Raw genomic sequence first — 22,986 nt, forward strand, 5'->3', positions numbered from 1 at the left:
CTCTGACGCGCGGCAGACATTTCCGCGCGGTTTAACCCTTCCTGTTGCTTGTTAGCAAAATCTGGTGGCTGGCAATCGCTTGCTGCTGCCGTAATAATCAAAACGCGCGAAGGGGAAATATATCCCCAGAACAGAGACGATTTATCATAAGGATGGTTAATGAACTGGGCACACGTATTGTTGGCGGGTTATATCGGGGCGGTGATTGCTATCGTCGTTGGCATGTTTCGCAAAAAAGGCTGGCTGGGCAAGCTCTCCGGCGTGGTGGTCTTTGTGGTGGCGATTATCGCGTGGAATCTGTTTGATGTGCACTACCTGATCCCACGCGAAAGCCCGGATTATGGTCTGACGGATGCGCAGAAATTTGAAAACGCGATGCTGTCCATGCCTGTTTATCAGGTGCTTAAGGAGCAGGAGCCAGCGCTGTGGCAGAACATCCTCACCCAGGCAACGCAGCTGAAGGAGGCGGGGAAAAGTGAGCAACAGATTATCGACGCTATTCAGCCGCAGATCCTACAGCTACAGATGGCGCGTTTGCAGCAGGCGCCTGATGCCAACGTGATCGAGTATATGAAGATTAATCTCGAGCAGATTGCCGCGGTGGCAAAAGTGGGCAATGACGAATGTTTTCGCTTTTTATTCCCGGCAGTGAAAGGCGGGATTAACCCGGTGCGTATTATTCCGCGCGAGCTCATGAACCGTCGTATGGCCAGCGACATGAGTATGATGCACGCGGCCTATGGCCCGAACAAACATACGGTTACGGCGGAAGAAAAACAGTTGGCACTTCAGGATCTGCAATCCATCAGTCCGGGGCTGGTACAGCGCTTTGGACCGGATATCCAAATCATGGCCGATCCGAGTAAAGGCGTGGGCAAAGAGAAAGTCGTCTGTGAAATGGTGCAAGATTTATGGTCACAGGTGCTGAAGCTGCCAACCGCGCGCGCGGCTGGCGTGATTCGACTGATGCTTTCAGCCGAAATGCAGTAAAGCAGAAATGCTCCTTTGCCTGACGTCAGAGGGGCTTTAACATCCTTACTTCGCAATCGACGTGGCCGGTGCAGCCGAGCGCCTCACTGATGTGCTCAAACCCTAAATGTTCATACAGACGAATAGCTTCAGTCAGAAACGCGGTGGTTTCCAGATAGCACTGCTTAAAACCCTGCTCGCGGGCATGTTCAAGTGCCATCAGCGCCAGCTTTTTCGCCAGCCCCTGACCGCGCGCGCTTGAGAGGAAGTACATCTTTTGCAGTTCGCAAATGTCCGGTTCGCTACACCCTAATGGTGCCACGCCGCCGCCGCCCACGACTTCACCGTTTAGCTCAACCACCCAATAAGCCGCGCCCGGCTGGCTGTACACCTGGAACAGCTCATCCAGATTGGGGTCGGCAACCGTGTAGCCTTTATCGGCGGTCAGGCCGTGTTCGGCGGAGACCTGGCGGATAACGTTGGCAATCGCGGCGTTATCATCGGCAGAAATTCGACGCAGCGTCGCCGCGACGGAGGTTATGGCACTCATAGCGAACTCATGACAAAAAAGTGGGACATATGCAGTTAATACCACTGCGATGAGGGGAAGCGCAAGCGAGGATAATTCAAGAAAAAGCCTCTGAGCGAGAACGCCAGAGGCTTTATCGGGTTCACGAGCTGTCGGTTGCTTATCCGACCTACGTTGACGGTGCCCGTAGGCCGGATAAGCGCAAGCGCCATCCGGCAAACGTATGGGCACGATTTTTACAGCGCGGCGATGACCGCCTGCTGTTCAATCAGCTTCGCTTTGGCTTCTGCGTAACCGTCCAGCTTCTCACGCTCTTTGGCGATCACCGCTTCCGGTGCGCGGGCAACGAAGCCTTCGTTGGAGAGTTTGCCTTCGATACGGGCAATCTCACCTTCGATTTTCGCGACTTCTTTCGCCAGACGCGCCAGTTCATCTTCTTTGTTGATGAGACCTGCCATTGGGATCAGCAGCTCGGCGCCGTCGATGATTTTGGTCACCGAAACCGGACCTTTGTCATCGGCAGGCAGCACGGTGATGCTTTCCAGACGCGCCAGGTTCAGCAGGAAGCTCTTGTTGTCGTTAACGCGACGCATCGCATCCGCGCTGCAACCACGCAGCATCAGCTCCAGCGGTTTGCCTGGGGCAATGTTCATTTCCGCGCGGATGTTACGTACGGCAACGATCGCCTGCTTCAGCCATTCGGTATCAGCCAGTGCCGCTTCATCAACCTGAGCCGCGTTATATTCCGGGAACGGCTGCAGCATGATGGTATCTGCGGTGTTGCCACAAATCACTTTCACGCGCTGCCAGATGGTCTCGGTGATGAAGGGGATGATCGGATGCGCCAGGCGCAGCAGGCCTTCCAGCACGGTCACCAGCGTATTACGGGTGCCGCGCAGTTCAGCATCAGTTCCTCCGGTCATTACCGGCTTGGTCAGCTCCAGATACCAGTCGCAGAACTGGTTCCAGGTGAACTCGTACAGAATGCCCGCGGCGATATCGAAGCGGAAGTTATCCAGCGCTTCGCGGTACGCTTTGATGGTCTGGTTGAATTCAGCCAGGATCCAGCGGTCGGCCAGAGACAGGGTCATTTCGCCGCCGTTGAAGCCGCAATCCTGATCTTCGGTGTTCATCAGCACGAAGCGGCTGGCGTTCCACAGCTTGTTACAGAAGTTACGGTAACCTTCCAGACGCTTCATATCCCAGTTGATGTCGCGGCCGGTAGAGGCCAGCGCCGCCAGGGTGAAACGCAGGGCGTCGGTACCGTGCGGCTCGATGCCGTTCGGGAACTGCTTCTCGGTGCGCTTGGCGATCTTCTCGGCCAGCTGCGGTTGCATCATGTTGCCGGTACGTTTTTCCAGCAGCTCCGGCAGCGAGATACCGTCGACCATATCCAGCGGGTCAATCACGTTGCCCTTGGATTTGGACATCTTCTGGCCTTCGTCGTCACGGATCAGACCGGTCATGTAGACGGTATGGAACGGAACCTGCGGCTTGCCGTTTTCATCTTTGATGAAGTGCATGGTCATCATGATCATGCGGGCAATCCAGAAGAAGATGATGTCGAAGCCGGAAACCATCACGCTGGTTGGGTGGAACTGACGCAGCGCATCGGTGTTTTCCGGCCAGCCGAGAGTAGAGAAGGTCCACAGCGCGGAGGAGAACCAGGTATCCAGAACGTCTTCGTCCTGACGAAGCGCAACGTCGGCACCGAGGTTGTTTTCCTGACGCACTTCATCTTCGGTACGGCCAACGTAGACGTTGCCGTCGTTGTCATACCATGCCGGGATACGGTGACCCCACCACAACTGACGGGAAATACACCAGTCCTGAATGTCACGCATCCAGGAGAAGTACATGTTTTCGTACTGCTTCGGTACGAACTGGATGTCGCCGTTCTCAACCGCTTCAACCGCCGGTTTTGCCAGCACGTCGGCACGGACGTACCACTGGTCGGTCAGCATCGGTTCGATAACCACGCCGCCACGGTCGCCGTAAGGAACGGTCAGATCGTGAGGTTTGATCTCTTCCAGCAGGCCCATCGCATCGATGGCAGCGACGATCGCTTTACGCGCGGCAAAGCGTTCCAGCTTCTGGAATTCAGCCGGGATAGCGTTGGAGTAAACGTCAGACTCTTCACCTTTGGTATCATACACTTCCGCGGTTTCGCGGATGTCGCCATCAAAGGTCAGAATGTTAATCATTGGCAGGGCGTGACGACGGCCGACTTCATAGTCGTTAAAGTCGTGCGCAGGGGTGATCTTCACGCAGCCGGTGCCTTTTTCCATATCGGCGTGTTCGTCGCCCACGATAGGAATACGGCGGTCAACCAGCGGCAGCATGACGAATTTGCCGATCAGGTCTTTATAACGCGGGTCTTCCGGGTTCACGGCCACGCCGGTATCACCCAGAATGGTTTCCGGACGGGTGGTCGCCACGACCAGGTAATCTTTACCGTCTGCGGTTTTCGCGCCGTCGGCCAGCGGATAGCGGATGTGCCACATCGAGCCTTTAGACTCGCGGTTTTCCACTTCCAGGTCAGAGATGGCTGTGCGCAGTTTCGGGTCCCAGTTTACCAGGCGCTTGCCTCGGTAAATCAGGTCTTCTTTGTACAGGCGAACGAAGACTTCTTTCACGGCATTGGAAAGGCCTTCGTCCATGGTGAAGCGCTCGCGCTCCCAGTCAACGGAGTTGCCGAGACGGCGCATCTGACGGGTAATGGTGCCGCCGGATTCCGCTTTCCACTGCCAAATTTTGTCGATAAACGCTTCGCGACCGTAGTCGTGACGGGTTTTACCTTCTTCAGCGGCAATCTTACGTTCAACCACCATCTGGGTTGCGATACCTGCGTGGTCGGTACCGGCCTGCCACAGGGTGTTTTTGCCCTGCATGCGCTGGTAGCGAATCATGGTATCCATGATGGTTTGCTGGAAAGCATGACCCATATGCAAACTGCCGGTGACGTTCGGCGGCGGGATCATGATGCAGAAGGACTCTTTGCTTTCATCGCCGTTAGGTTTGAAATAGCCCTGCTTTTCCCAGTGCTCGTAAAGCGGCTGTTCGATATCTTGTGGGTTGTATGTCTTTTCCATTATTTCCAGGTTGCCGTATTCAGGTTAAAACCAGCCACGCGGTAAGCTTTGTAGCGATCGCGTGCCGATTGTTTCAAAGAATCTTCGTAAGGAACGAAGTCTATCACTTCTGTGAAAGCGGTGGCAAAATCTGCAAAGCCAACGCGTAAACTGATGAGCAGGTCGCGCGGGCTGCTGTTGCGTTTTTCCGGCCAGGCAATCTCTACCGGGGCGCCGCCTCTGGGGCCTTCACCCGCCAGATTATGTGGAACAAAACTTTCTGCCGGTCTCGCCCACAGGGCTTCATCCAGTCGAAGAGCCTGCTTTTCGTTTTCACAGGCGATCAGCACACGCTTGCCAGCCCGCCAACGTTCTGCGGCAATTTCACACACCAGTTGTTCAACGGCGCTGAGGCCGTCGATGGTGTTGTCATTGTCCAGAATATAAAAGGTCGCATTCCTCATATCTATACCCGTCGTCTTTCAAGTTGCCTCATTGTTGGCTGCCTTCACGCACCCCAGTCACATAGTAAACTATGCTCCTGGGGATTTGTTCAGTTGCCGCCGCGATGCAACTCGAAATCCATAGGGTATAGAATTCTTATTGCTCGATCTTGTAGGCCGGAAAAGCGCAGCGCCATCCGGCAATCATGCAAACTACTCTTCGCCGTTAAAACCGGCACGATTGAGCAGGAACTGCGACAGCAGCGCCACCGGACGACCGGTTGCGCCTTTGGCTTTCCCGGAACGCCATGCGGTGCCGGCGATGTCCAGGTGCGCCCAGTTATACTTACGGGTAAAGCGCGACAGGAAGCAGCCTGCGGTAATGGCTCCACCAGGACGTCCGCCAATGTTCGCCATATCCGCAAAGTTGGACTCCAGCTGTTCCTGGAACTCATCACCCAGCGGCAGACGCCATGCGCGATCGCCAGCCTGCTCGGACGCGCCGATCAGCTCATGCGCCAGCGGGTTGTGGTTCGACATCAGGCCGGTGATGTGATGGCCCAGCGCAATCACGCACGCGCCGGTCAGGGTCGCAACGTCAATCACCGCCTCCGGCTCAAAGCGTTCGACGTAGGTTAACACGTCGCACAGCACCAGACGGCCTTCGGCGTCGGTATTGAGCACTTCAACGGTCTGCCCGGACATAGTGGTCAGCACATCGCCTGGGCGATACGCGCGGCCACCCGGCATGTTTTCGCAGCCCGCCAGTACGCCGACGACGTTGATGGGTAGTTGAAGCTCGGCCACCATGCGCATTACGCCGTACACTGCCGCCGCGCCGCACATGTCGTACTTCATCTCATCCATGCCTTCGGCTGGTTTGATGGAGATACCGCCGGAGTCGAAGGTTAACCCTTTACCGACCAGCACAATCGGACGCGCGTCTTCGGACGGATTGCCTTTGTACTCGATGACCGACATCAGTGACTCGTTCTGCGAGCCGTGGCCGACGGCGAGATAAGAGTGCATACCCAGCTCTTTCATCTGCTGCTCGCCGATCACGCGGGTCACAACATTTTTGCTGTAGCTGTCTGCCAGTTGACGCGCCTGAGAAGCCAGATAGGCGGCGTTACAAATATTTGGCGGCATATTGCCGAGATCTTTCGCTGCTTTAATACCGGCGGCGATCGCCAGACCATGCTGAATAGCACGCTCGCCGCTGGTCAGCTCACGGCGGGTCGGTACGTTGAAGACCATTTTACGCAACGGGCGGCGCGGCTCGCTTTTGTTGGTCTTCAACTGGTCAAAGCTGTACAGCGTTTCCTGGGCCGTCTCAACGGCCTGACGCACTTTCCAGTAGTTATTGCGCCCTTTGACGTGCAGCTCAGTCAGGAAGCAGACGGCTTCCATTGAGCCAGTATCATTCAGCGTATTGATGGTTTTCTGAATGACCTGCTTGTACTGGCGCTCATCAAGTTCACGCTCTTTGCCACAACCAATGAGGAGGATTCGCTCAGACAGAACGTTAGGAACATGGTGCAGCAACAGGGTTTGACCCGGTTTGCCTTCCAGTTCGCCACGACGCAGCAGTGCGCTGATGTACCCGTCGCTGATCTTGTCGAGCTGCTCTGCAATCGGAGAGAGGCGGCGTGGTTCAAAGACACCCACGACGATGCACGCACTCCGCTGTTTCTCCGGGCTACCGCTTTTTACACTGAACTCCATGCACTACGCTCCTGAATCTTAAAGACAACAGCGGTGGCTACGGATAGAATTGCAAGCTTTCGTAACTCATACCCGCTGTTGCGGTGACTTCGTGTTAATCTTAACGTTATTACGGCATTGGCACGTCAGAACAATTTCTGAGAGGTGGATCCGTTGAGTATAATGATCTTAGCGACGATTTCGACGACTCAAGAGAATAAATGACGTTTAAGCCATGAAACAAGCTAAATTCCGGCAAAAGACGGGTTTTTACGGGCGTATTTAAAGTGATAATCATAAGATATCTGGTTCGGGAAACGCTCAAAAGCCAACTTGCGATCCTATTCATCCTGCTTTTGATCTTCTTTTGTCAAAAGTTAGTCAGGATCCTGGGTGCGGCTGTTGACGGTGATATCCCGGCGAATCTGGTGCTCTCGCTGCTGGGGCTGGGCGTGCCAGAAATGGCGCAACTTATCTTGCCCTTAAGCCTGTTCCTTGGGCTGCTAATGACGCTGGGCAAACTGTATACCGAAAGTGAAATTACGGTCATGCACGCCTGCGGGCTGAGCAAGGCTGTGCTGGTAAAAGCGGCGATGGTGCTGGCGTTGTTTACCAGTATCGTTGCGGCAGTCAACGTAATGTGGGCCGGACCGTGGTCCTCCCGGCATCAGGATGAAGTGCTGGCGGAAGCAAAAGCGAACCCCGGCATGGCGGCGCTTGCTCAAGGGCAATTCCAGCAGGCAACGAACGGCAGTTCGGTGTTGTTTATCGAAAGTGTTGATGGTAGCAGCTTCAAAGATGTGTTCCTCGCGCAAATCCGCCCGAAAGGTAACGCCCGTCCTTCGGTGGTTGTGGCTGATTCCGGACATCTGACTCAGTTGCGTGACGGCTCTCAGGTCGTGGTGCTGAACAAAGGTACGCGTTTTGAAGGGACCGCGCTGCTGCGCGATTTCCGCATTACCGATTTCCAGGACTACCAGGCGATTATCGGCCATCAGGCTGTGGCGCTGGATCCCAACGATACCGACCAGATGGATATGCGCACACTGTGGAATACCGACAACGCTCGGGCCCGTGCGGAGCTGCACTGGCGTATCACATTGGTATTCACCGTATTTATGATGGCGCTGATGGTTGTCCCGCTGAGCGTGGTTAACCCGCGTCAGGGTCGCGTGCTGTCCATGCTGCCAGCCATGCTGCTCTATTTGCTGTTCTTCCTGGTGCAGACGTCGCTGAAGTCGAACGGTGGCAAAGGTAAACTGGATCCGGTGTTCTGGATGTGGGTGGTAAATCTGGCCTATCTGGCGCTGGCGATTGTGCTTAACCTCTGGGATACGGTGCCGATGCGCCGCTTGCGTGCCCGTTTTATGCGTAAAGGAGCGGTATAATGCAGCCCTTTGGTGTACTTGACCGCTATATCGGTAAAACCATTTTTACCACCATCATGATGACGTTGTTCATGCTGGTGTCGCTCTCCGGGATCATCAAGTTTGTCGACCAGCTGAAAAAAGCCGGGCAGGGGAGCTACGATGCGATGGGCGCCGGGCTGTATACCCTGCTCAGCGCACCGAAAGATATCCAGATCTTTTTCCCGATGGCGGCGCTGCTGGGTGCGTTGTTGGGGCTGGGCATGTTGGCCCAGCGCAGTGAACTGGTGGTGATGCAGGCTTCCGGCTTTACCCGTATGCAGGTAGCGTTGTCGGTGATGAAAACCGCGATTCCGCTGGTGCTGCTGACGATGGCCATCGGGGAATGGGTGGCACCGCAGGGTGAACAGATGGCGCGTAACTACCGTGCGCAGCAGATGTACGGCGGCTCGCTGCTCTCTACCCAGCAAGGACTGTGGGCGAAAGATGGCGACAGCTTTGTTTACATCGAGCGAGTGAAAGGGGACGCCGAATTAGGCGGAATCAGCATTTACGCCTTTAACGACAAGCGTCGTTTGCAGTCCGTTCGCTATGCCGCCAGCGCGACGTTTGACCCGGAGCAGAAGGTCTGGCGTTTGTCGCAGGTGGATGAGTCCAACCTGACCGACCCGAAACAAATTACCGGTTCGCAGACGGTGAGCGGCACCTGGAAAACCAACCTTACGCCCGACAAGCTCGGCGTCGTGGCGTTGGATCCTGACGCGCTGTCGATTAGTGGTCTGCATAATTACGTGAAGTACCTGAAGTCGAGCGGCCAGGACGCCGGACGCTACCAGCTCAATATGTGGAGCAAAGTGTTCCAGCCGCTGTCAGTGGCGGTCATGATGCTGATGGCGCTGTCATTTATCTTCGGCCCGCTGCGTAGCGTGCCGATGGGTGTGCGTGTGGTGACGGGGATTAGCTTCGGTTTTGTGTTCTATGTGCTGGACCAAATCTTTGGCCCGCTGACGCTGGTGTACGGCATTCCGCCGATTATCGGCGCGCTGCTGCCAAGTGCCAGCTTCCTGCTGATTAGTCTGTGGCTGATGCTGCGTAGGTCGTAATCACAGTAAAGCGCAGTGCCTGATGGCGCTGCGCTTATCAGGCCTACAGGCCCTGGTAGGCCTGATAAGGCGTTTATGCCGCCATCCGGCACAGTAACACGGACACTAGCGTTTTCTCCCGCCCATCAAACTCCCCAACATGCCGCGGATTATCTGATTAGTGACCTGTCGCGCCGCGCTTTTCGCCACGCTCTGTACCACGCCATCGCGCTTGCCGCCGCGCGGTCCTGTGCTGCCAAACAAAATATCCTTCAACCCACCGAGAATACCGTCGTCAACCTCGACCGCTTTACCGTTGGCGGGAGGCGTATTTTGCTGCCCGGTGCTGGCTTGCACGCCTTGCTGTAAACGCTCATAGGCGGATTCGCGGTCGACCTCTTCCTCATATTTGCCGTACAGCGAGGAGTGATTGATCAGCCCGTTTCGCTCATCGTCGGTTACCGGCCCCATACGGGAGCAGGGCGCAATCACCATTGCCCGCTCCACCACCGACGGGCTGCCTTTGGCGTCCAGGAACGACACCAGCGCCTCGCCGGTGCCCAGCTCCTGAATAGCTTTCTCGGTATCAAACGCCGGGTTGGCGCGCATGGTTTGCGCCGCGCTTTTCACCGCTTTCTGATCTTTCGGCGTGAACGCGCGCAGGGCGTGCTGCACGCGGTTACCCAACTGACCAAGCACGTTGTCCGGAATATCCGACGGGTTTTGCGAGACGAACCACACGCCGACCCCTTTCGAGCGGATCAGGCGGATCACCTGTTCGATTTTATCCAGCAGCACCTGCGGGGCGTCGTTGAACAGCAGATGCGCTTCATCAAAGAAGAACACCAGTTTGGGTTTCTCCAGATCGCCTGCTTCCGGCAGCTGTTCGTACAGTTCGGAGAGCATCCACAGCAGGCTGGCGGCGTACAATTTGGGCATCTGGTAGAGCTTCTCGGCGCTGAGGATGTTGATCATCCCTTTGCCGCTGGCGTCGGTTCGCATCCAGTCTTTGATATCCAGCATCGGTTCGCCAAAGAAGTGCGCCGCGCCCTGTTGTTCCAGTGACAACAGTCCGCGCTGGATAGCGCCCACCGAGGCGCTACTGATGTTGCCGTACTGGTTCTGGAACGATTTAGCGTTATCGCCGATGTACTGCGTAATGGCCCGCAGATCTTTGAAATCCAGCAGCAACAGACCCTGGTCATCGGCAATACGGAAGATAATATCCAGCACGCCGGACTGCACGTCGTTGAGATTCAGCAGACGAGCCAGCAGCAGCGGCCCGAGATCAGATACCGTGGCCCGCACCGGGTGACCCTTTTCGCCAAAGATATCCCATACCGTGACCGGATTGGCATGCGGTTGCCAGTCGGTAATGCCGATGTTTTTCAGGCGGGCGAGCAGCTTTTCAGAGGCTTGTCCTTCCTCGGCCACGCCGGTTAAGTCACCTTTCACATCGGCCATAAATACCGGTACGCCAATCCCGGACAGCGATTCGGCAAGCTTTTGTAACGTGACGGTTTTGCCGGTCCCGGTCGCGCCGGTAATCAGCCCGTGACGGTTGGCCATGCCTGGCAGTAACAACAGTTCAGTGTCCGGCGTGCGGGCAATTAGCAGGGGTGCGCTCATTGAGATTTCCTCCATTTATCCTGCCTGGAGTATAGGCAATGTCCATCAAAGAGAGTATGCGATGGTGAGAGAAAATGACTTAAAGCGTATTGCCGTGATAAATCTGATATCCAAGATCCACGGTGTTGTGGTTATGGTCGTTGTTCTTGATTTTGCTCAGCAACATCTGCGCCGCCATGCGGCCAATGTCAAAACGCGGGGTGATCACGCTGGCGAGACTTGGGATCATCTGCCTGCCCATTTCCAGCCCGTGAAAACCGGCAATTGAGATCTGTTCCGGAACGGCCAGCTCGCGCTCGCGGCACAGCAGCAGCGCGCCCATCGCAATATCGTCGTTGGTGCAAAACACGCCGTCTACATCCGGATGCGCAGCCAGCGCGTCCCGCATCATTTGGGTGCCAAGATGAATGGACGAAATAGCGCGCGGATTGACGCGCAGCGGCACCAGACCTCGACGCGTCATGGCATCGCAGTAGCCGCGATAGCGTTGTTCATCGCGGACGTCGTCTTTCGAACCTAGGTAGAGGATTTTGCGCCGCTGACGTTTATCCAGCATGGTGCTGACCATATCAAACGCCGCCTGACGGTTATCGAAACCTACTTCCATGTCCAGACGATCGCCCTGAATATCCATCAGCTCGACCACCGGAATGTTGGCTGAACGCAGAAATTTAACTGTGCGCAGAGTGTGATATTTCTCGGACAAAATAATGCCGTCGATATTGTACGACAGCAGGTTAATCACCGACTCTTCCTCTGATTCCCGGTCGTAATTGTAGTTGGCGATCAGCGTCTGATAGTTATGGTCCGAGGTGACTGACTCAATACCGGCCAGAATATCTGCGAACAACTGGTTTTGAAACGAGGGGATCAGCACGCCGAGCGTGTAGCTTTGCGCGTTCAGCAGCATCGCGGGCGCGCGGTTGGGGATGTAATTAATCTCCTCCATAATCTGCGCGATGCGTTCACCGGTTTCCTTTGCGACCTTTTTCGGCGAGCGAATGTAGCGGCTCACCGTCATTTTGGTCACGCCCGCCAGCGTGGCGATGTCTTGCAAAGAAATTCTGTGGTTCCTCATTTTCTCTCCAGTGCCGGGGAGCGCAGACCAGTGCTCCCCGGTGATGACCGTCTTAATGCAGGATGGCGTTCAGCGCCAGAACCCCCAGCAGCCCCATAATGGAAATCAGTGTCTCCATGACCGTCCATGTGCGCAACGTTTCCCCCACGCTGAGATTAAAATAGCCTTTAAACAGCCAGAATCCCGGATCGTTAACGTGGGAGGCAATCACGCTGCCCGCGCCGGTAGCCAGCACCATCAGCGCCGGGTCGGCATGCGTGACGTTGATAATCGGCAGCACCACGCCTGCGGTGGTGATTGCCGCCACGGTGGCTGAACCGAGCGCGATGCGCAGCAAGGCGGCAACCGTCCAGCACATCAGCAACGGAGAAAGCGACGTGCCGGTCATCAGGTGCGAGATATATTGCCCCACGCCGCTGTCGACCAGAACCTGCTTAAACGCACCGCCCCCGGCGATGATAAACACAATCATCGCGATTGCGCCGATAGAGTCGCCAATGATATCCATAATTTGCTCGATCGTACGCCCGTTACGTCGACCAAGGGTAAAAATGGCGAGCACGATAGCAATAAACAACGCGACCGCAGGGTTACCGATAAACTCAAAGAACACCCGCACGCTGTTGGTCTTTGGCAGCGTAATTTCGCACACGGCGGCGACCGCCATCAGTATGACCGGGATAACCGCCGCAAAGATACTGTTCCAGAACGACGGCATCTCTTCTTCGGTGAACAGATGCGGGTTGAATAATCCTTCCGGCGGCGCTTTCTCAAAGCGGGTCAGCAGCTTAGAAAACAGCGGCCCGGCGACAATCACCGTCGGGATAGTAATAATAAAGCCGTACAGCAGGGTGGTACCGAGATTGGCCTCAAAAATGGTGGCAATCGCGGTCGGCCCCGGGTGAGGCGGCAGAAAACAGTGGGTCACGGACAGCGCGGCGACCATCGGTACGCCAACATACAGCAGCGGCAGGCCGGACGAGGCCACCACCGTAAACACCAGCGGCAGCAGCAGCACAAAGCCGACTTCGAAGAACATCGCCAGACCGACAACCAGACCGGTGATCACCAGCGCCCACTGCACGCGCTTTTTACCGAATGTGCCAATCAGCGTGGTGGCGATGCGCTGGGCCGCGCCGGTATCGGAAATCAGCTTGCCGAGCATTGCGCCGAAGCCGAGGATCATCGCCAGCCCGCCAAGCGTGCCACCGATCCCGTTTTGTATTGAGTGCAGAACGGCCTGTGCATCCATCCCTTCGGCAAAACCAACGACCGCCGCCACCAGGACCAGAGCAATAAAGCCGTTAACTTTAAAGCCAATCATCAGGACCAGGAGCAGCGCGACGCCTGCCGCAATTATTATTAATGGCATAATCGTTTCTCTTATATCCCCGTCATCCTTCAAGCTGCAGGTGTGTTGGCTGCAACTCGAATTATTCAGGGGGGAGCCAAAAATGCAGCGCCTGGGCGCTGCGTGATGTTGCGTTGTGTGGTATCAGACGGCGACCAGCATGCCGCCATCGACAAACAACAGGTGCCCGTTAACAAAATCGGATGCTTTAGAAGAGAGGAATACCGCCGCGCCGATCAGCTCCTGCGGATCGCCCCAGCGCGCGGCTGGCGTACGTTTGCACAGCCAGGAGGTGAAGGCTTCATCCTCTACCAGCGCTTTGGTCATTTCGGTTTTGAAGTAGCCCGGCGCGATCCCGTTGACCTGGATATTGTGGCGTGCCAGCTCAACACACATCCCGCGGGTAAGCATTTTCACCGCGCCTTTCGAGGCGGCATACGGCGTGATGGTGTCGCGGCCCAGTTCGCTCTGCATGGAGCAGATGTTGATGACCTTCCCGGCCTGACGTTCCACCATGCGACGCGTTACCGCCTGGGAGACCAGGAATACCGCCGTCTGGTTCACGGCAATCACATCGTTCCAGTCCTGCTCCGGGAACTCGGTAAACGGATGGCGACGCTGGATACCGGCGTTATTCACCAGCACATCAATTTGGCCAATGTCTTTTTCGATATGGTCGATGGCGGCGTCAATGTCCTGTTTATGCGTAACATTGAACGGCGCGGCCACGGCGCGGATCCCTTCCTGCTGCAGTTTGGCGACGGCGGCCTCCGCGCGCTCCGGCGTAATGTCATTGACGATAATCTGCGCGCCATATTTACCCAGCCCGGTCGCCAGTAAATAACCAATACCCTGGGCCGAACCGGTGATCAGAATATTTTTGCCGTCCAGTGAAAAAAGATCGTTCATCATTCTATTCCTTATTTTATGTCTTCGAAAACGAGCTGGACTTTCGCCGCCTGGGTTTTATCCCCGGCGAAGATCAGCGCCTGTTCAAGCTCGGTAAAGGGATATTCAGCGCTGAGTAACGGCAGCGGATCGATAACGTTATTCGCCAGCCACGACACCGCGGTGTTGAACTCGGTGGTAAAGCGGAACGAGCCTTTGAGCGCGATCTCTTTGCCGATCAGCATCATCATTGGGAAGTCCGGCACCGCGCCGCCCATGCCGACCTGCACCATCACGCCTTTCGCGCGGGTCACTTCCAGACAGGTGGTGATTGAGGACGGATGGCCGGAGACTTCGAAGCTGACGTCGAAGTAGCCTTTCTCTTTTTTCCACTCATCGAGCGAGTCCTGCTGCGGGTTAATCAGCGTGTCGGCTCCCATTTGTTGCGCCAGCGAGAGCGAACGTGAACTGATATCCGCACAGACGATTTCTGCCGCGCCGAGCGTTTTTACTGCGCTGACGATGAGGCAGCCGATAGGCCCAACGCCGGAGATAAACACGCGCTTGCCCTGCAGGTCGCCCGCTTCATGCGCGGCGTGGATTGCGACCGCCAACGGTTCGGCAAAGGCCATGACTTTTTCATCGGCCTCCTGAGGGTAGGGGATGCACTGCGCAGTATCGACGGTTTTAAACTGAGTAAAGCCGCCGTCGACGTGGGGAAAATACATGGCGCTGCCAAAAAAACGCATTTCCGTACACTGGTTTTCTTCATGCTGCAGACAGTATTTGCAGTGACCGCAGGGCTTCGACGGATTAATCGCCACCGACTGACCTTCATGTAATTCTGTTGAATCGCTGTGCACTACTTTACCAATAACTTCATGGCCTAAAATCATCGGCGCTTTAACGGTAAAATTACCAACTTTGCCTTCCTGATAATAATGTAAATCGGAACCACAAATTCCCCCGCGGGTAATTTGTACCAGCGTTCCTTTATTATTCCATTCTATATTTTGGTCGGTAATGGCAACAGTTTTCTTACCCGCGACAACGCAGGATTGGGTTTTGACTTGCATAAATGCCTCACTGGTCAGGTAGTAACCTCGGCAGCATTTAAACGGTTTTAATTGTTATTATTTGTGACGCAGATCACGCTGGGAAATTGTTACACTACAATGTTACGCATAACGTGATGCGCCCTGTAAATCTGCTCAGTCGCGGCGAAAAAAGGTGAATTCTGCAATGTGGAAGGCGTAGTATCGCGCCATGGAATATGAATCTGGAGTTTTTTCAATGGCCGGGGAAAGTTATATTTTGATGGGCGTTTCGGGAAGCGGTAAATCTTTAATTGGCAGCAAAATTGCCGCAATGTTATCGGCTAAATTCATTGATGGCGACGATCTCCATCCCGCTAAAAATATTGATAAAATGTCTGACGGTATTCCATTAACCGATGAAGACCGACTGCCGTGGCTAGCGCGATTAAATGACGCCTCATACAGTTTATATAAAAAGAACGAGACCGGGTTTATTGTTTGCTCGTCATTAAAAAAACAGTACCGCGATATATTGCGTCAGGGCAGCCCGAATGTGCATTTTCTGTGGCTGGACGGCGACTACGAGACTATTCTGGCGCGCATGCAGCGTCGGGCAGGGCATTTTATGCCGGTGGGATTACTCAAAAGCCAGTTCGACGCGCTGGAGTGCCCGCAGGACGATGAGAAAGATATTGCCCGCATCGACGTGAACCATGACATTGAGCATGTGACGGAACAGTGCCGCCAGGCGGTGCTCGCGTTTCGTAACGGGCAATAAGCCCAGCCCCTTGCGGGACTGAGCCCGGCATCAGAAGTCGGCTTTCAGCACCACGCGGTAGCGGGCCTTGCCGTCACGCACGTGCTGGATTGCTTCGTTAATTTGCGACATCGGGTACAGCTCGGTGGTAGGCGACACCTTGCTGCGCCCGGCAAACTTCATCAGCTTACGCAGCTCGAATGGCGTCCCGGTCGCCGAACCGAAGATGCTGCGATCCCCGGCAATTAAGGTAAATGCCGGCACCGGCAGCGGCTTCAGCACCGCGCCGACGGTATGGAAGTTTCCGCCGTAGGCCAGCGCTTCAAAATAGGGCTGCCAGTCGAGATCGACGTTAACCGTGTTAATAATGAGATCGAACTGGCCCGCCAGCGCTTTTAGCGCATCCGGATCGCGGCTGTTGACCACCTTATCCGCCCCCATCGCCAGCACTTCCTGCTCTTTCGCCGGATTGGAGCTGAATGCGGTCACTTCGCAGCCCATCGCGTGTAACAGCTTAATGGCGATATGCCCCAGGCCGCCGATACCGATCACCCCGACGCGGCTGGTGGCGGTGATATGGTGCATCAGCAGCGGTTTGAACACGGTGATACCGCCGCACAGCAAGGGGCCAGCCGCCGCCAGATCAATGCTCTCCGGTAGCGGGATCACCCACTGCCAGTCGGCTCGCAGCTTCTCGGCAAAGCCGCCGCGATTGAGAATAGTAGGAACGGACCCTTCCAGGCAGTTAATCTGATTACCGCTGATACAGGCGTCACAATGTCCGCAGCTGCGCGCCGTCCAGCCAATACCGACGCGCTGACCAACCTTCAGACCCTTATCCTGCGCCGCGCTGCCGAGCGCTGCCACGCGACCAATCACTTCATGCCCGGCAACCAGCGGATACTGAGAGAATCCCCATTCGTTGTCGATCATCGACAAATCGGAATGGCAGATACCGCAGTAATCGACCTGGACTTCGACATCTTCCGGCTTGAGCTCGCCCGCATCATATTCATAGAGTTCGAGTTCGCTGCCTGCTTCTTTGGCGGCGTAGCTTTTTATCATCGACATCGTGTTTCCCTCAGTGTGGTGTTGAACTGGAAGTGTAGAGCATGGGGAAACGGGACGCTTCGCAGAAGGGGGGATTAAGAAGAGGGCAAACTGTGATGAGGGTTACAGCTAAGAAAGGTAATGCTGAAATTTTCAACACTTAGCAGGCCAGACACACGCTGGCGCTTGCATGGCGGCGCACGACAGGTATAATCCACAACGTTTTCCGCATCCCTTCCGTGCCGGAGTGGCGAAATCGGTAGACGCAGTTGATTCAAAATCAACCGTAGAAATACGTGCCGGTTCGAGTCCGGCCTTCGGCACCAAGTGATGCAATAATTAGCTACCTAAGGGTGGCTTTTTTTGTGTCCATTTTCGTCCAATTTCGTCCATATCCGTCTGTAATTAAAAGATAATTTATTTTTCGGTAATAACCATTTTTGTTTTGTGGTCTTTCCGTGTTGGTCGTTTTTCATCCATTGACATCCACACGATTTGGGGGCAAAAAAGGGGGCAAACCCGGTTCGATAGAGGAGTGACCCCCAAATGGCGCTTACAGATCTCGCAATCCGGCATGCCAGGCCGCTTGACAAGGCATACAGGCTCTCTGACTGTCACGGACTTTACATTCAGGTTAACCCCAGCGGATCTAAGCTATGGTATCTGAAATTTCGCTTTGGAAACAAAGAGAACCGTATGGCATTAGGCCCTTATCCGCTTATTTCTCTGGCACTGGCGCGAGAGAAGCAAGCGGATATAAGAAGGCTTATTTTAGAAGGCATTAATCCGGCGGAAAAACGCAGAGAGGACAAGCGGGGTGGAGAGCCACTTTATACGTTCGAGTCCGTGGCGCGCGAATGGGTCTCCAGCAACGTGAACTGGTCGGCAGAACATAAGAAGCGGGTGTTGCGTTATTTCGAGCTTTACGTCTTTCCCACGAACGGTAGCTGCGACATTACCAAAATGAAGGTCAAAGACCTGCTGGTACCCATCAAAGAGGTGGAGAAAGCGGGCAAACTGGATGTCGCTTCTCGTCTCCAGCAACGTACCGCCTGCGTGATGCGCTACGCCGTCCAGAACGGCATTATCGATCATAACCCTGCATCAGATTTAACTGGCGCGGTCTCCACGCCCAAAGTACGTCACCATCCAGCGCTGGATTTGAATCTTATCCCTGATTTCCTGGAAAGAGTCGACGACTTCAAAGGACGTAAGTTGACACAACTGGCGGTAAAGCTGGCGTTGTTGCTGTTTATCCGCTCCAGCGAACTGCGCTTTGCCCGCTGGGATGAAATTGACCTGCGTAACGCCATGTGGACAATCCCCGCCGAGCGTGAGCCGATCCCCGGCGTTAAATATTCAGCGCGTGGGGCGAAGATGCACTCCCCACACCTGGTCCCATTGTCACGTCAGGCCATCGAACTGCTGCACGAGGTGCGGCAGCATTGCCGACCGGGAACTGAACTGGTATTCCCCGGCGATCATAACTACCGCAAACCGATGAGCGAAAACACCATCAACAAAGCGCTGCGGGTGATGGGCTACGACACCCAGAAAGACGTCTGCGGCCACGGTTTTCGCACCATGGCCTGTAGTGCGCTGGTGGAGTCAGGCCTGTGGTCAAGCGACGCGGTAGAGCGCCAGATGAGCCATCAGGAGCGCAAGCGCGTGCGTGCGGCGTATATTCATAAGGCGCAGCACCTGGAAGAGCGCAGGGAGATGATGCAGTGGTGGGCGGATTATCTGGATGCGAACCGCTTCAGGCATGTGGTGCCGTATGGCTTCAAAAAGTCGCCGGGAGGCGCACTCGACCATATGAGTTTCCAGGAGCGCAATGACCGGCAGCTAGAGGGGCTGAAAGCCAGAATACTGGCCGACTCGGAATGGCTGACAGCATCTGAGTTATCGGCAAAAGCGGGTTTCCGTTCCGCCGATCCTGATGCTGGCCCGAAAGGCTGGAAAGCGGCCGGGAAGATATTCTCGCTGAAGGTCGACGGGGAGGGTCTGTACCCGGATTATGTTCTGGATGAGAAAATGCGGCCCCTCAAGGTTGTCAGGCTGATTCTCTCGCTGTTTAAAGAACGTAAGACCCCGTGGGGGTTGGCTATCTGGTTCGGCTCGGCAAACCGCAGGTTGAGAGGTGGGAAGCCGAAAGATTTGCTGGTGTCAAAGTCAGAGTTGGTTCTGCTGGCGGCTCAGGATGAGGTGGAGTCGGGGGAGTGAAGCTTATACTGATATGTAATTGAAGTGGCTTAAAATCAAAATCCTTCCAGGCCGCAATTGTAGGATTTTAAATATAAGAATTCCCTGGCCAACCCACCTGGTTATCATCACTTTCATGATAATAACTATCCATATGGCCACTTCAGTAAATTGCTGTGTCGTTTTTTCCACTTATCCGATTTTTCATTATTCTGCAGTTTTCGGAAGTGAATTATGCCGTTAACAGGGAAGCGGGATTCTTCATTCTAGCTGACTAGGTTTTGAGAGAGAGAGAACTAAATCACATCTGGTAGTGCTATCATCGTTTCAGGGCACCGTATGTTGTGTTTTGTAGAGTGGTGCGGTGATTTCGGAGCTCAGAAGAGGAAGAGAGAAATTATTGCTTAGAAATCACAAAAACCAACAAGTTACTTTTTAAGTAAATTAGCGGTTAATGATTAACATTGCAGCAGCAATAATGGCTGAACGGCATACTCGCGCCGTTCAGCCAGACTGGTCAGGGGTGATTAAATCTTGCCACGACGGAACCACTAATCCCTAGCTCCTGTTTCCAGCTGGTTGTAACCCAGCCAGACAGAGGGTTTTCATCAGTTGCATGCCACGAGGAACTGAAAGGCTGCCCGTCGGGATCGCTCAGCATGTGAAGGGAGCCAAAGACATTGTTCCGGACTAGCAGGGAGTAAAATCCCACATCATTATCCCATACCTGATAGATCCTACAGTTATTGATCCTGACTGGCATAAGGCCATCGAGACCACTCTTCATGTCCAGTGTGATCCCCAGTTCCGCAAACCTTTCAGCGTGGTAGCTCATTTCACGCAGCTCGCTTCCCAGATGGGTTCCGAAGAAAATCAGCGTATAGTCTTCATTGTCGGCAGTCATCTCCCTTAAATGCTTCAGCAGTTCATATTCGTCGCGAACGTTGATTGTTTGGAGGGGCTGCAGTTGACTCAGTCCATTGTAAACGTCACGAAGCAGAGTGAGTTTGACGTCAGAAAGCGATGCCAGTATTCCGGAATTAGTACTGATTCCACGGGCTAAGATATTTTTAGGCATGGTTCCGTTAACTGACCTGGCTGTCCATGTTATCTCCCCGCTGTTTGATGTACTGTAAGAAAATCGGGAAAGCAGTGCATCCTGGGCAAGCATAGAGGGTAGTTCATGGGTAAGAGTAAGATCCGTATTTTTCAGCAACTCAGTATCAATTTCAGCGTTAAGAAGTTCTGAATGCATGCTCCGGCTGAAAGCCTGAATATAGGCATCAAGAGTTTCATTAAAACAGGATATCTTCTCTTTAAAGGCTTTATTAGACATTAAATATCCATCCGATGGCATGTCTTCACGACGTTTAATTCCCTGGAGTTGATAAATGATCTGTTCCTTCTGATGATAAGTGAACAGATTATCGTTCAATGCCATACTTACGCGCTGGGTGACAGGCAGGGACTTAACGGAAAGATAAAAAGCTATATCAGCATAACTGGCGTAAATATTCCTGACATCTTCATAGGTTCCCATATAGATACGCCCGGATATGATCTCAGTTTCATTAAATGATGAAAAAGCCTTTACGAGATCAGACTGCGTCTTGTACCAGGAATCCTCACTGTCGCACGGACGACATTCCAGCCTGATAATAATGTCAATAATATCAGTTGAAGACGTTAACGACGTCGTCATAAGATCATGCGCACCTGTCGGATAGACAGGTGCGGAAGTAAGAAGTCGTTTTATAACCTTTTTCAGACGTACATTTTTTTTCTGCTGTACATGTGAAAGAATATATCCGGCAGTGAGCAAACGAATATCTGTCAGTGCATTGTAGAAAATGATTGCCTGTGCAGCTTTTTCTGAATATTCATTTCCTCGTAGGATAACCTGCCAGGCCGGTTTTTCAAAGGCCTGCGTAAGATATGATGGCGTCAGGAAGAAGCTGTGCCAGCGGTATTGTTCAAAGTGCTGTTCAAACCTATTCCGGCTGAACCAGAGTAAAAGCATATCCGTACTGTGATCTGAGGCATAGCGATCGTCTGACATCACTGCTGTCATGACTATCCGGGCTGTCTCATAAAGATGATAAAGCAGTTCAGCAGAGTCATCATCAAATCTGTTCTCGCCACGGCCCTCAATACGTCGCCACATGTACCAGCTTTCCCATTCCCCTATAAAATCTTTGACAATTTCCCTGTGACGCTGCCCCTGGCTGACCGACAGAGTTTCTGCATACCCTCTTTTCCAACTGTTCAACGCATGCCATACGTAGAAAAGAGATTCCATACACTGCTGAAAATCGACGATTTCACGGCTGTCTGAATCACGATATACAGAGAATGGTAAATCAATAATTTTACGGAAATATTCACCCGTTGTTTCCACTGACTTTACTACCTCGTGACAGAAAGTGTAAAAATCATGATAGAATGACTGGCTGAATGTAAGTGACATACCTGAACCATGACATTCATCAATATAGTTTCCATCAGCGTACCGGAAGCTTTTTTTCAATGTTGTGTATGTATCAATCAGTCGGTCTGTTGCGATGATAAAGGTACTTATGTTTTTGTCTTCCAGAGCATCATAAACTTCACCATAAAAATCACGGGTAATGTGTCTGTACTCTTTCCATTTTCTTTTCGGACCTTTTATAAAACATTGCCTGAAAAAGAATGGCCACCACCAAGGGATAATCACGTCAGTTGAGGAAAGTAGTGTTATTGTGTTATCCCTTCTTGCTAGGGACGGCAGAATAATAATCGAGCCATTCTTATCCTGCACAGATTTCAGCAAGTGTAACAGAAAATTTAGTGGCCTAAGATTAACATCACTGATTTCCATATGATCATCAATATGGAATTTAATTGAACCCATACTTTCTTCTCTTGAGACTGAGTAGGGAAGAATGGTTATTCCATTAATATAATCCTTGTCTATTTGTGAGCCGGGATATTGTATCCATGAGTATTTCAGGGAGCGCAAAATGTGGTCTTCCACAATCTGTGACTGGAAATACTTCAGCATGAGGTGATCGCGTTTCTTATCATCCAGAATGTTAAGGCTGGTAATAAAGAACCATATCGAAAGTACAATATTGAAAAGCATCCAGATTAAGGCCGTAACTGCAAATGCCGTATCAAGATATTTGTCACCTGCAGATATAAATAATCCACTAATCAGTATAAATGCAGCAAGTGATAGCCCGCTGAGTCCAGCAAACATATAACCCGAATGCAACTGATAGGCGCTCTGGATGTGTATCCTCGACGATTTTTTCTGAAAAAGCACGCTGATAAGTCCGACAACTAGCGGGAACACAATCCCGATTATCGTCAGTTGGCTGCCAAGCAAGTTTGACATCCATCCAGGAAGATCAGTAACTTTTTTCAGATGATTGGCCGCAAAGCTACTAAATTCAGGTCGAAAACCTATCGCTATTAGGACAGCACTGCCTGCCATAACCCAGAGCAAAAACATGGCCTTCAGATAATGCGCGGAGCAGTAAACCTGCGCTCTCTCAACAAGGCTCCAGCGATGCTTCTTATATGTCTTATTGCGTTTGAGGTTGCATTTGAGTTCGGCTCTCACTTTAGTCGTGAGGCGATTAAGCAGTATGCCAGACATAGCGTTCCTGATATGTGGGTGAACAATTCATCCCCCATCATACGTCCAGTTTGAAAGGTAATCCCTCAAAAATCCGTCAGGCCCACTGATGAACATTCGGAAGAGTATTTCCGTATTAACCATTTTTCGGATCTGCTCAGAGGAAAAGGCGGATTGTTGCGGGAAGATCAAAAAAATCAGTGGATTGTT

At 53.3% G+C, this 22,986-nt stretch carries 17 protein-coding genes, 1 tRNA gene and 1 pseudogene; 8 read left to right on the plus strand and 11 right to left on the minus strand.

Annotation, left to right across the window (positions count from 1 at the left end):
- Nucleotides 1-159: 159 nt before the first annotated feature.
- Nucleotides 160-990, plus strand: coding sequence for a topoisomerase II (locus tag FDX24_RS20405; RefSeq protein ID WP_137364825.1), 831 nt, complete (start codon nt 160-162; stop codon nt 988-990).
- A gap of 25 nt (nt 991-1,015) precedes the next feature.
- Here FDX24_RS20405 and FDX24_RS20410 read toward each other — a convergent pair whose 3' ends face one another.
- The 4 genes from FDX24_RS20410 to pepA form a co-directional block, all read right to left on the minus strand.
- The gene (locus FDX24_RS20410; protein ID WP_061067135.1) at nt 1,016-1,519 is read right to left on the minus strand and encodes a GNAT family N-acetyltransferase; all 504 of its coding nucleotides are present in this window, start codon (nt 1,517-1,519) and stop codon (nt 1,016-1,018) included.
- Nucleotides 1,520-1,734: 215 nt separating this feature from the next.
- Entirely contained in the window at nt 1,735-4,590 is a 2,856-nt protein-coding gene (locus FDX24_RS20415) for a valine--tRNA ligase (protein ID WP_137364826.1), read from the minus strand.
- Nucleotides 4,590-5,033 (minus strand): DNA polymerase III subunit chi, encoded by a 444-nt coding sequence (gene holC / locus FDX24_RS20420; RefSeq protein WP_048212826.1) that lies wholly within the window; start codon nt 5,031-5,033, stop codon nt 4,590-4,592. The genes FDX24_RS20415 and holC overlap by 1 nt, the downstream gene beginning before the upstream one ends.
- A 192-nt stretch (nt 5,034-5,225) precedes the next feature.
- On the minus strand, nt 5,226-6,737 hold the full coding sequence (gene pepA, locus FDX24_RS20425; RefSeq protein ID WP_005134172.1) for a leucyl aminopeptidase: 1,512 nt from the start codon (nt 6,735-6,737) through the stop codon (nt 5,226-5,228).
- 153 nt (nt 6,738-6,890) lie between these two features.
- On the opposite strand from pepA, the gene FDX24_RS23555 reads away from it, so the two are divergent.
- From FDX24_RS23555 to FDX24_RS23895, 4 genes and pseudogenes are all read left to right on the plus strand, one after another.
- A complete protein-coding gene (locus FDX24_RS23555) occupies nt 6,891-6,941 on the plus strand; it encodes a hypothetical protein (protein ID WP_212723231.1) in 51 nt (16 codons plus the stop codon).
- 62 nt (nt 6,942-7,003) lie between these two features.
- A complete protein-coding gene (gene lptF / locus FDX24_RS20430; protein ID WP_048212825.1) occupies nt 7,004-8,104 on the plus strand; it encodes an LPS export ABC transporter permease LptF in 1,101 nt (366 codons plus the stop codon).
- A complete protein-coding gene (lptG, locus tag FDX24_RS20435; protein WP_048212824.1) occupies nt 8,104-9,186 on the plus strand; it encodes an LPS export ABC transporter permease LptG in 1,083 nt (360 codons plus the stop codon). The genes lptF and lptG overlap by 1 nt, the downstream gene beginning before the upstream one ends.
- A gap of 15 nt (nt 9,187-9,201) precedes the next feature.
- Nucleotides 9,202-9,280, plus strand: a pseudogene (locus FDX24_RS23895) (hypothetical protein); the annotation flags it as partial.
- Nucleotides 9,281-9,291: 11 nt separating this feature from the next.
- Here the strand turns inward: FDX24_RS23895 and FDX24_RS20440 are convergent.
- The 5 genes from FDX24_RS20440 to idnD all read right to left on the minus strand — a co-directional run bounded on the left by FDX24_RS20440 (nt 9,292) and on the right by idnD (nt 15,187).
- A complete protein-coding gene (locus tag FDX24_RS20440; protein ID WP_137364827.1) occupies nt 9,292-10,794 on the minus strand; it encodes a helicase HerA-like C-terminal domain-containing protein in 1,503 nt (500 codons plus the stop codon).
- Nucleotides 10,795-10,873: 79 nt separating this feature from the next.
- Entirely contained in the window at nt 10,874-11,872 is a 999-nt protein-coding gene (locus FDX24_RS20445) for a LacI family DNA-binding transcriptional regulator (RefSeq protein ID WP_048212823.1), read from the minus strand.
- Nucleotides 11,873-11,924: 52 nt separating this feature from the next.
- Entirely contained in the window at nt 11,925-13,244 is a 1,320-nt protein-coding gene (gene idnT / locus FDX24_RS20450) for a gnt-II system L-idonate transporter (protein WP_016155581.1), read from the minus strand.
- Nucleotides 13,245-13,367: 123 nt separating this feature from the next.
- Complete coding sequence (gene idnO, locus FDX24_RS20455) at nt 13,368-14,132, minus strand: gluconate 5-dehydrogenase (RefSeq protein ID WP_048212822.1); 765 nt, start codon at nt 14,130-14,132, stop codon at nt 13,368-13,370.
- 11 nt (nt 14,133-14,143) lie between these two features.
- Entirely contained in the window at nt 14,144-15,187 is a 1,044-nt protein-coding gene (idnD, locus tag FDX24_RS20460) for an L-idonate 5-dehydrogenase (protein ID WP_137364828.1), read from the minus strand.
- A gap of 217 nt (nt 15,188-15,404) precedes the next feature.
- Here idnD and idnK point away from each other — a divergent pair, with 217 nt between their 5' ends.
- Entirely contained in the window at nt 15,405-15,926 is a 522-nt protein-coding gene (gene idnK / locus FDX24_RS20465; RefSeq protein WP_048212820.1) for a gluconokinase, read from the plus strand.
- A gap of 30 nt (nt 15,927-15,956) precedes the next feature.
- On the opposite strand, the gene FDX24_RS20470 is transcribed toward idnK, so the two are convergent.
- Nucleotides 15,957-16,976 (minus strand): NAD(P)-dependent alcohol dehydrogenase, encoded by a 1,020-nt coding sequence (locus tag FDX24_RS20470; RefSeq protein WP_137364829.1) that lies wholly within the window; start codon nt 16,974-16,976, stop codon nt 15,957-15,959.
- Nucleotides 16,977-17,196: 220 nt separating this feature from the next.
- Here FDX24_RS20470 and FDX24_RS20475 point away from each other — a divergent pair.
- Nucleotides 17,197-17,281 (plus strand) — tRNA-Leu (locus FDX24_RS20475).
- 220 nt (nt 17,282-17,501) lie between these two features.
- Nucleotides 17,502-19,178: an integrase arm-type DNA-binding domain-containing protein gene (locus tag FDX24_RS20480; RefSeq protein ID WP_137364830.1), complete on the plus strand. Its 1,677-nt coding sequence runs from the start codon at nt 17,502-17,504 to the stop codon at nt 19,176-19,178.
- 496 nt (nt 19,179-19,674) lie between these two features.
- On the opposite strand, the gene FDX24_RS20485 is transcribed toward FDX24_RS20480, so the two are convergent.
- Nucleotides 19,675-22,797, minus strand: a complete 3,123-nt coding sequence (locus FDX24_RS20485; protein ID WP_137364831.1) for a hypothetical protein — start codon at nt 22,795-22,797, stop codon at nt 19,675-19,677.
- Nucleotides 22,798-22,986 lie beyond the last annotated feature (189 nt).

This window comes from Citrobacter sp. wls716, from assembly GCF_005280975.1.
GTDB classification, from domain to species: domain Bacteria; phylum Pseudomonadota; class Gammaproteobacteria; order Enterobacterales; family Enterobacteriaceae; genus Citrobacter; species Citrobacter youngae.

Excerpts from the sequence above, each read along its gene's own strand:
- FDX24_RS20405 (WP_137364825.1), top strand. The coding sequence starts at position 160 with ATGAACTGGGCACACGTATTGTTGGCGGGTTATATCGGGGCGGTGATT.
- FDX24_RS20410 (WP_061067135.1), bottom strand. The coding sequence starts at position 1,519 with ATGAGTGCCATAACCTCCGTCGCGGCGACGCTGCGTCGAATTTCTGCC.
- FDX24_RS20415 (WP_137364826.1), bottom strand. The coding sequence starts at position 4,590 with ATGGAAAAGACATACAACCCACAAGATATCGAACAGCCGCTTTACGAG.
- holC (WP_048212826.1), bottom strand. The coding sequence starts at position 5,033 with ATGAGGAATGCGACCTTTTATATTCTGGACAATGACAACACCATCGAC.
- pepA (WP_005134172.1), bottom strand. The coding sequence starts at position 6,737 with ATGGAGTTCAGTGTAAAAAGCGGTAGCCCGGAGAAACAGCGGAGTGCG.
- lptG (WP_048212824.1), top strand. The coding sequence starts at position 8,104 with ATGCAGCCCTTTGGTGTACTTGACCGCTATATCGGTAAAACCATTTTT.
- FDX24_RS20440 (WP_137364827.1), bottom strand. The coding sequence starts at position 10,794 with ATGAGCGCACCCCTGCTAATTGCCCGCACGCCGGACACTGAACTGTTG.
- FDX24_RS20445 (WP_048212823.1), bottom strand. The coding sequence starts at position 11,872 with ATGAGGAACCACAGAATTTCTTTGCAAGACATCGCCACGCTGGCGGGC.
- idnT (WP_016155581.1), bottom strand. The coding sequence starts at position 13,244 with ATGCCATTAATAATAATTGCGGCAGGCGTCGCGCTGCTCCTGGTCCTG.
- idnO (WP_048212822.1), bottom strand. The coding sequence starts at position 14,132 with ATGAACGATCTTTTTTCACTGGACGGCAAAAATATTCTGATCACCGGT.
- idnD (WP_137364828.1), bottom strand. The coding sequence starts at position 15,187 with ATGCAAGTCAAAACCCAATCCTGCGTTGTCGCGGGTAAGAAAACTGTT.
- idnK (WP_048212820.1), top strand. The coding sequence starts at position 15,405 with ATGGCCGGGGAAAGTTATATTTTGATGGGCGTTTCGGGAAGCGGTAAA.
- FDX24_RS20470 (WP_137364829.1), bottom strand. The coding sequence starts at position 16,976 with ATGTCGATGATAAAAAGCTACGCCGCCAAAGAAGCAGGCAGCGAACTC.
- FDX24_RS20480 (WP_137364830.1), top strand. The coding sequence starts at position 17,502 with ATGGCGCTTACAGATCTCGCAATCCGGCATGCCAGGCCGCTTGACAAG.
- FDX24_RS20485 (WP_137364831.1), bottom strand. The coding sequence starts at position 22,797 with ATGTCTGGCATACTGCTTAATCGCCTCACGACTAAAGTGAGAGCCGAA.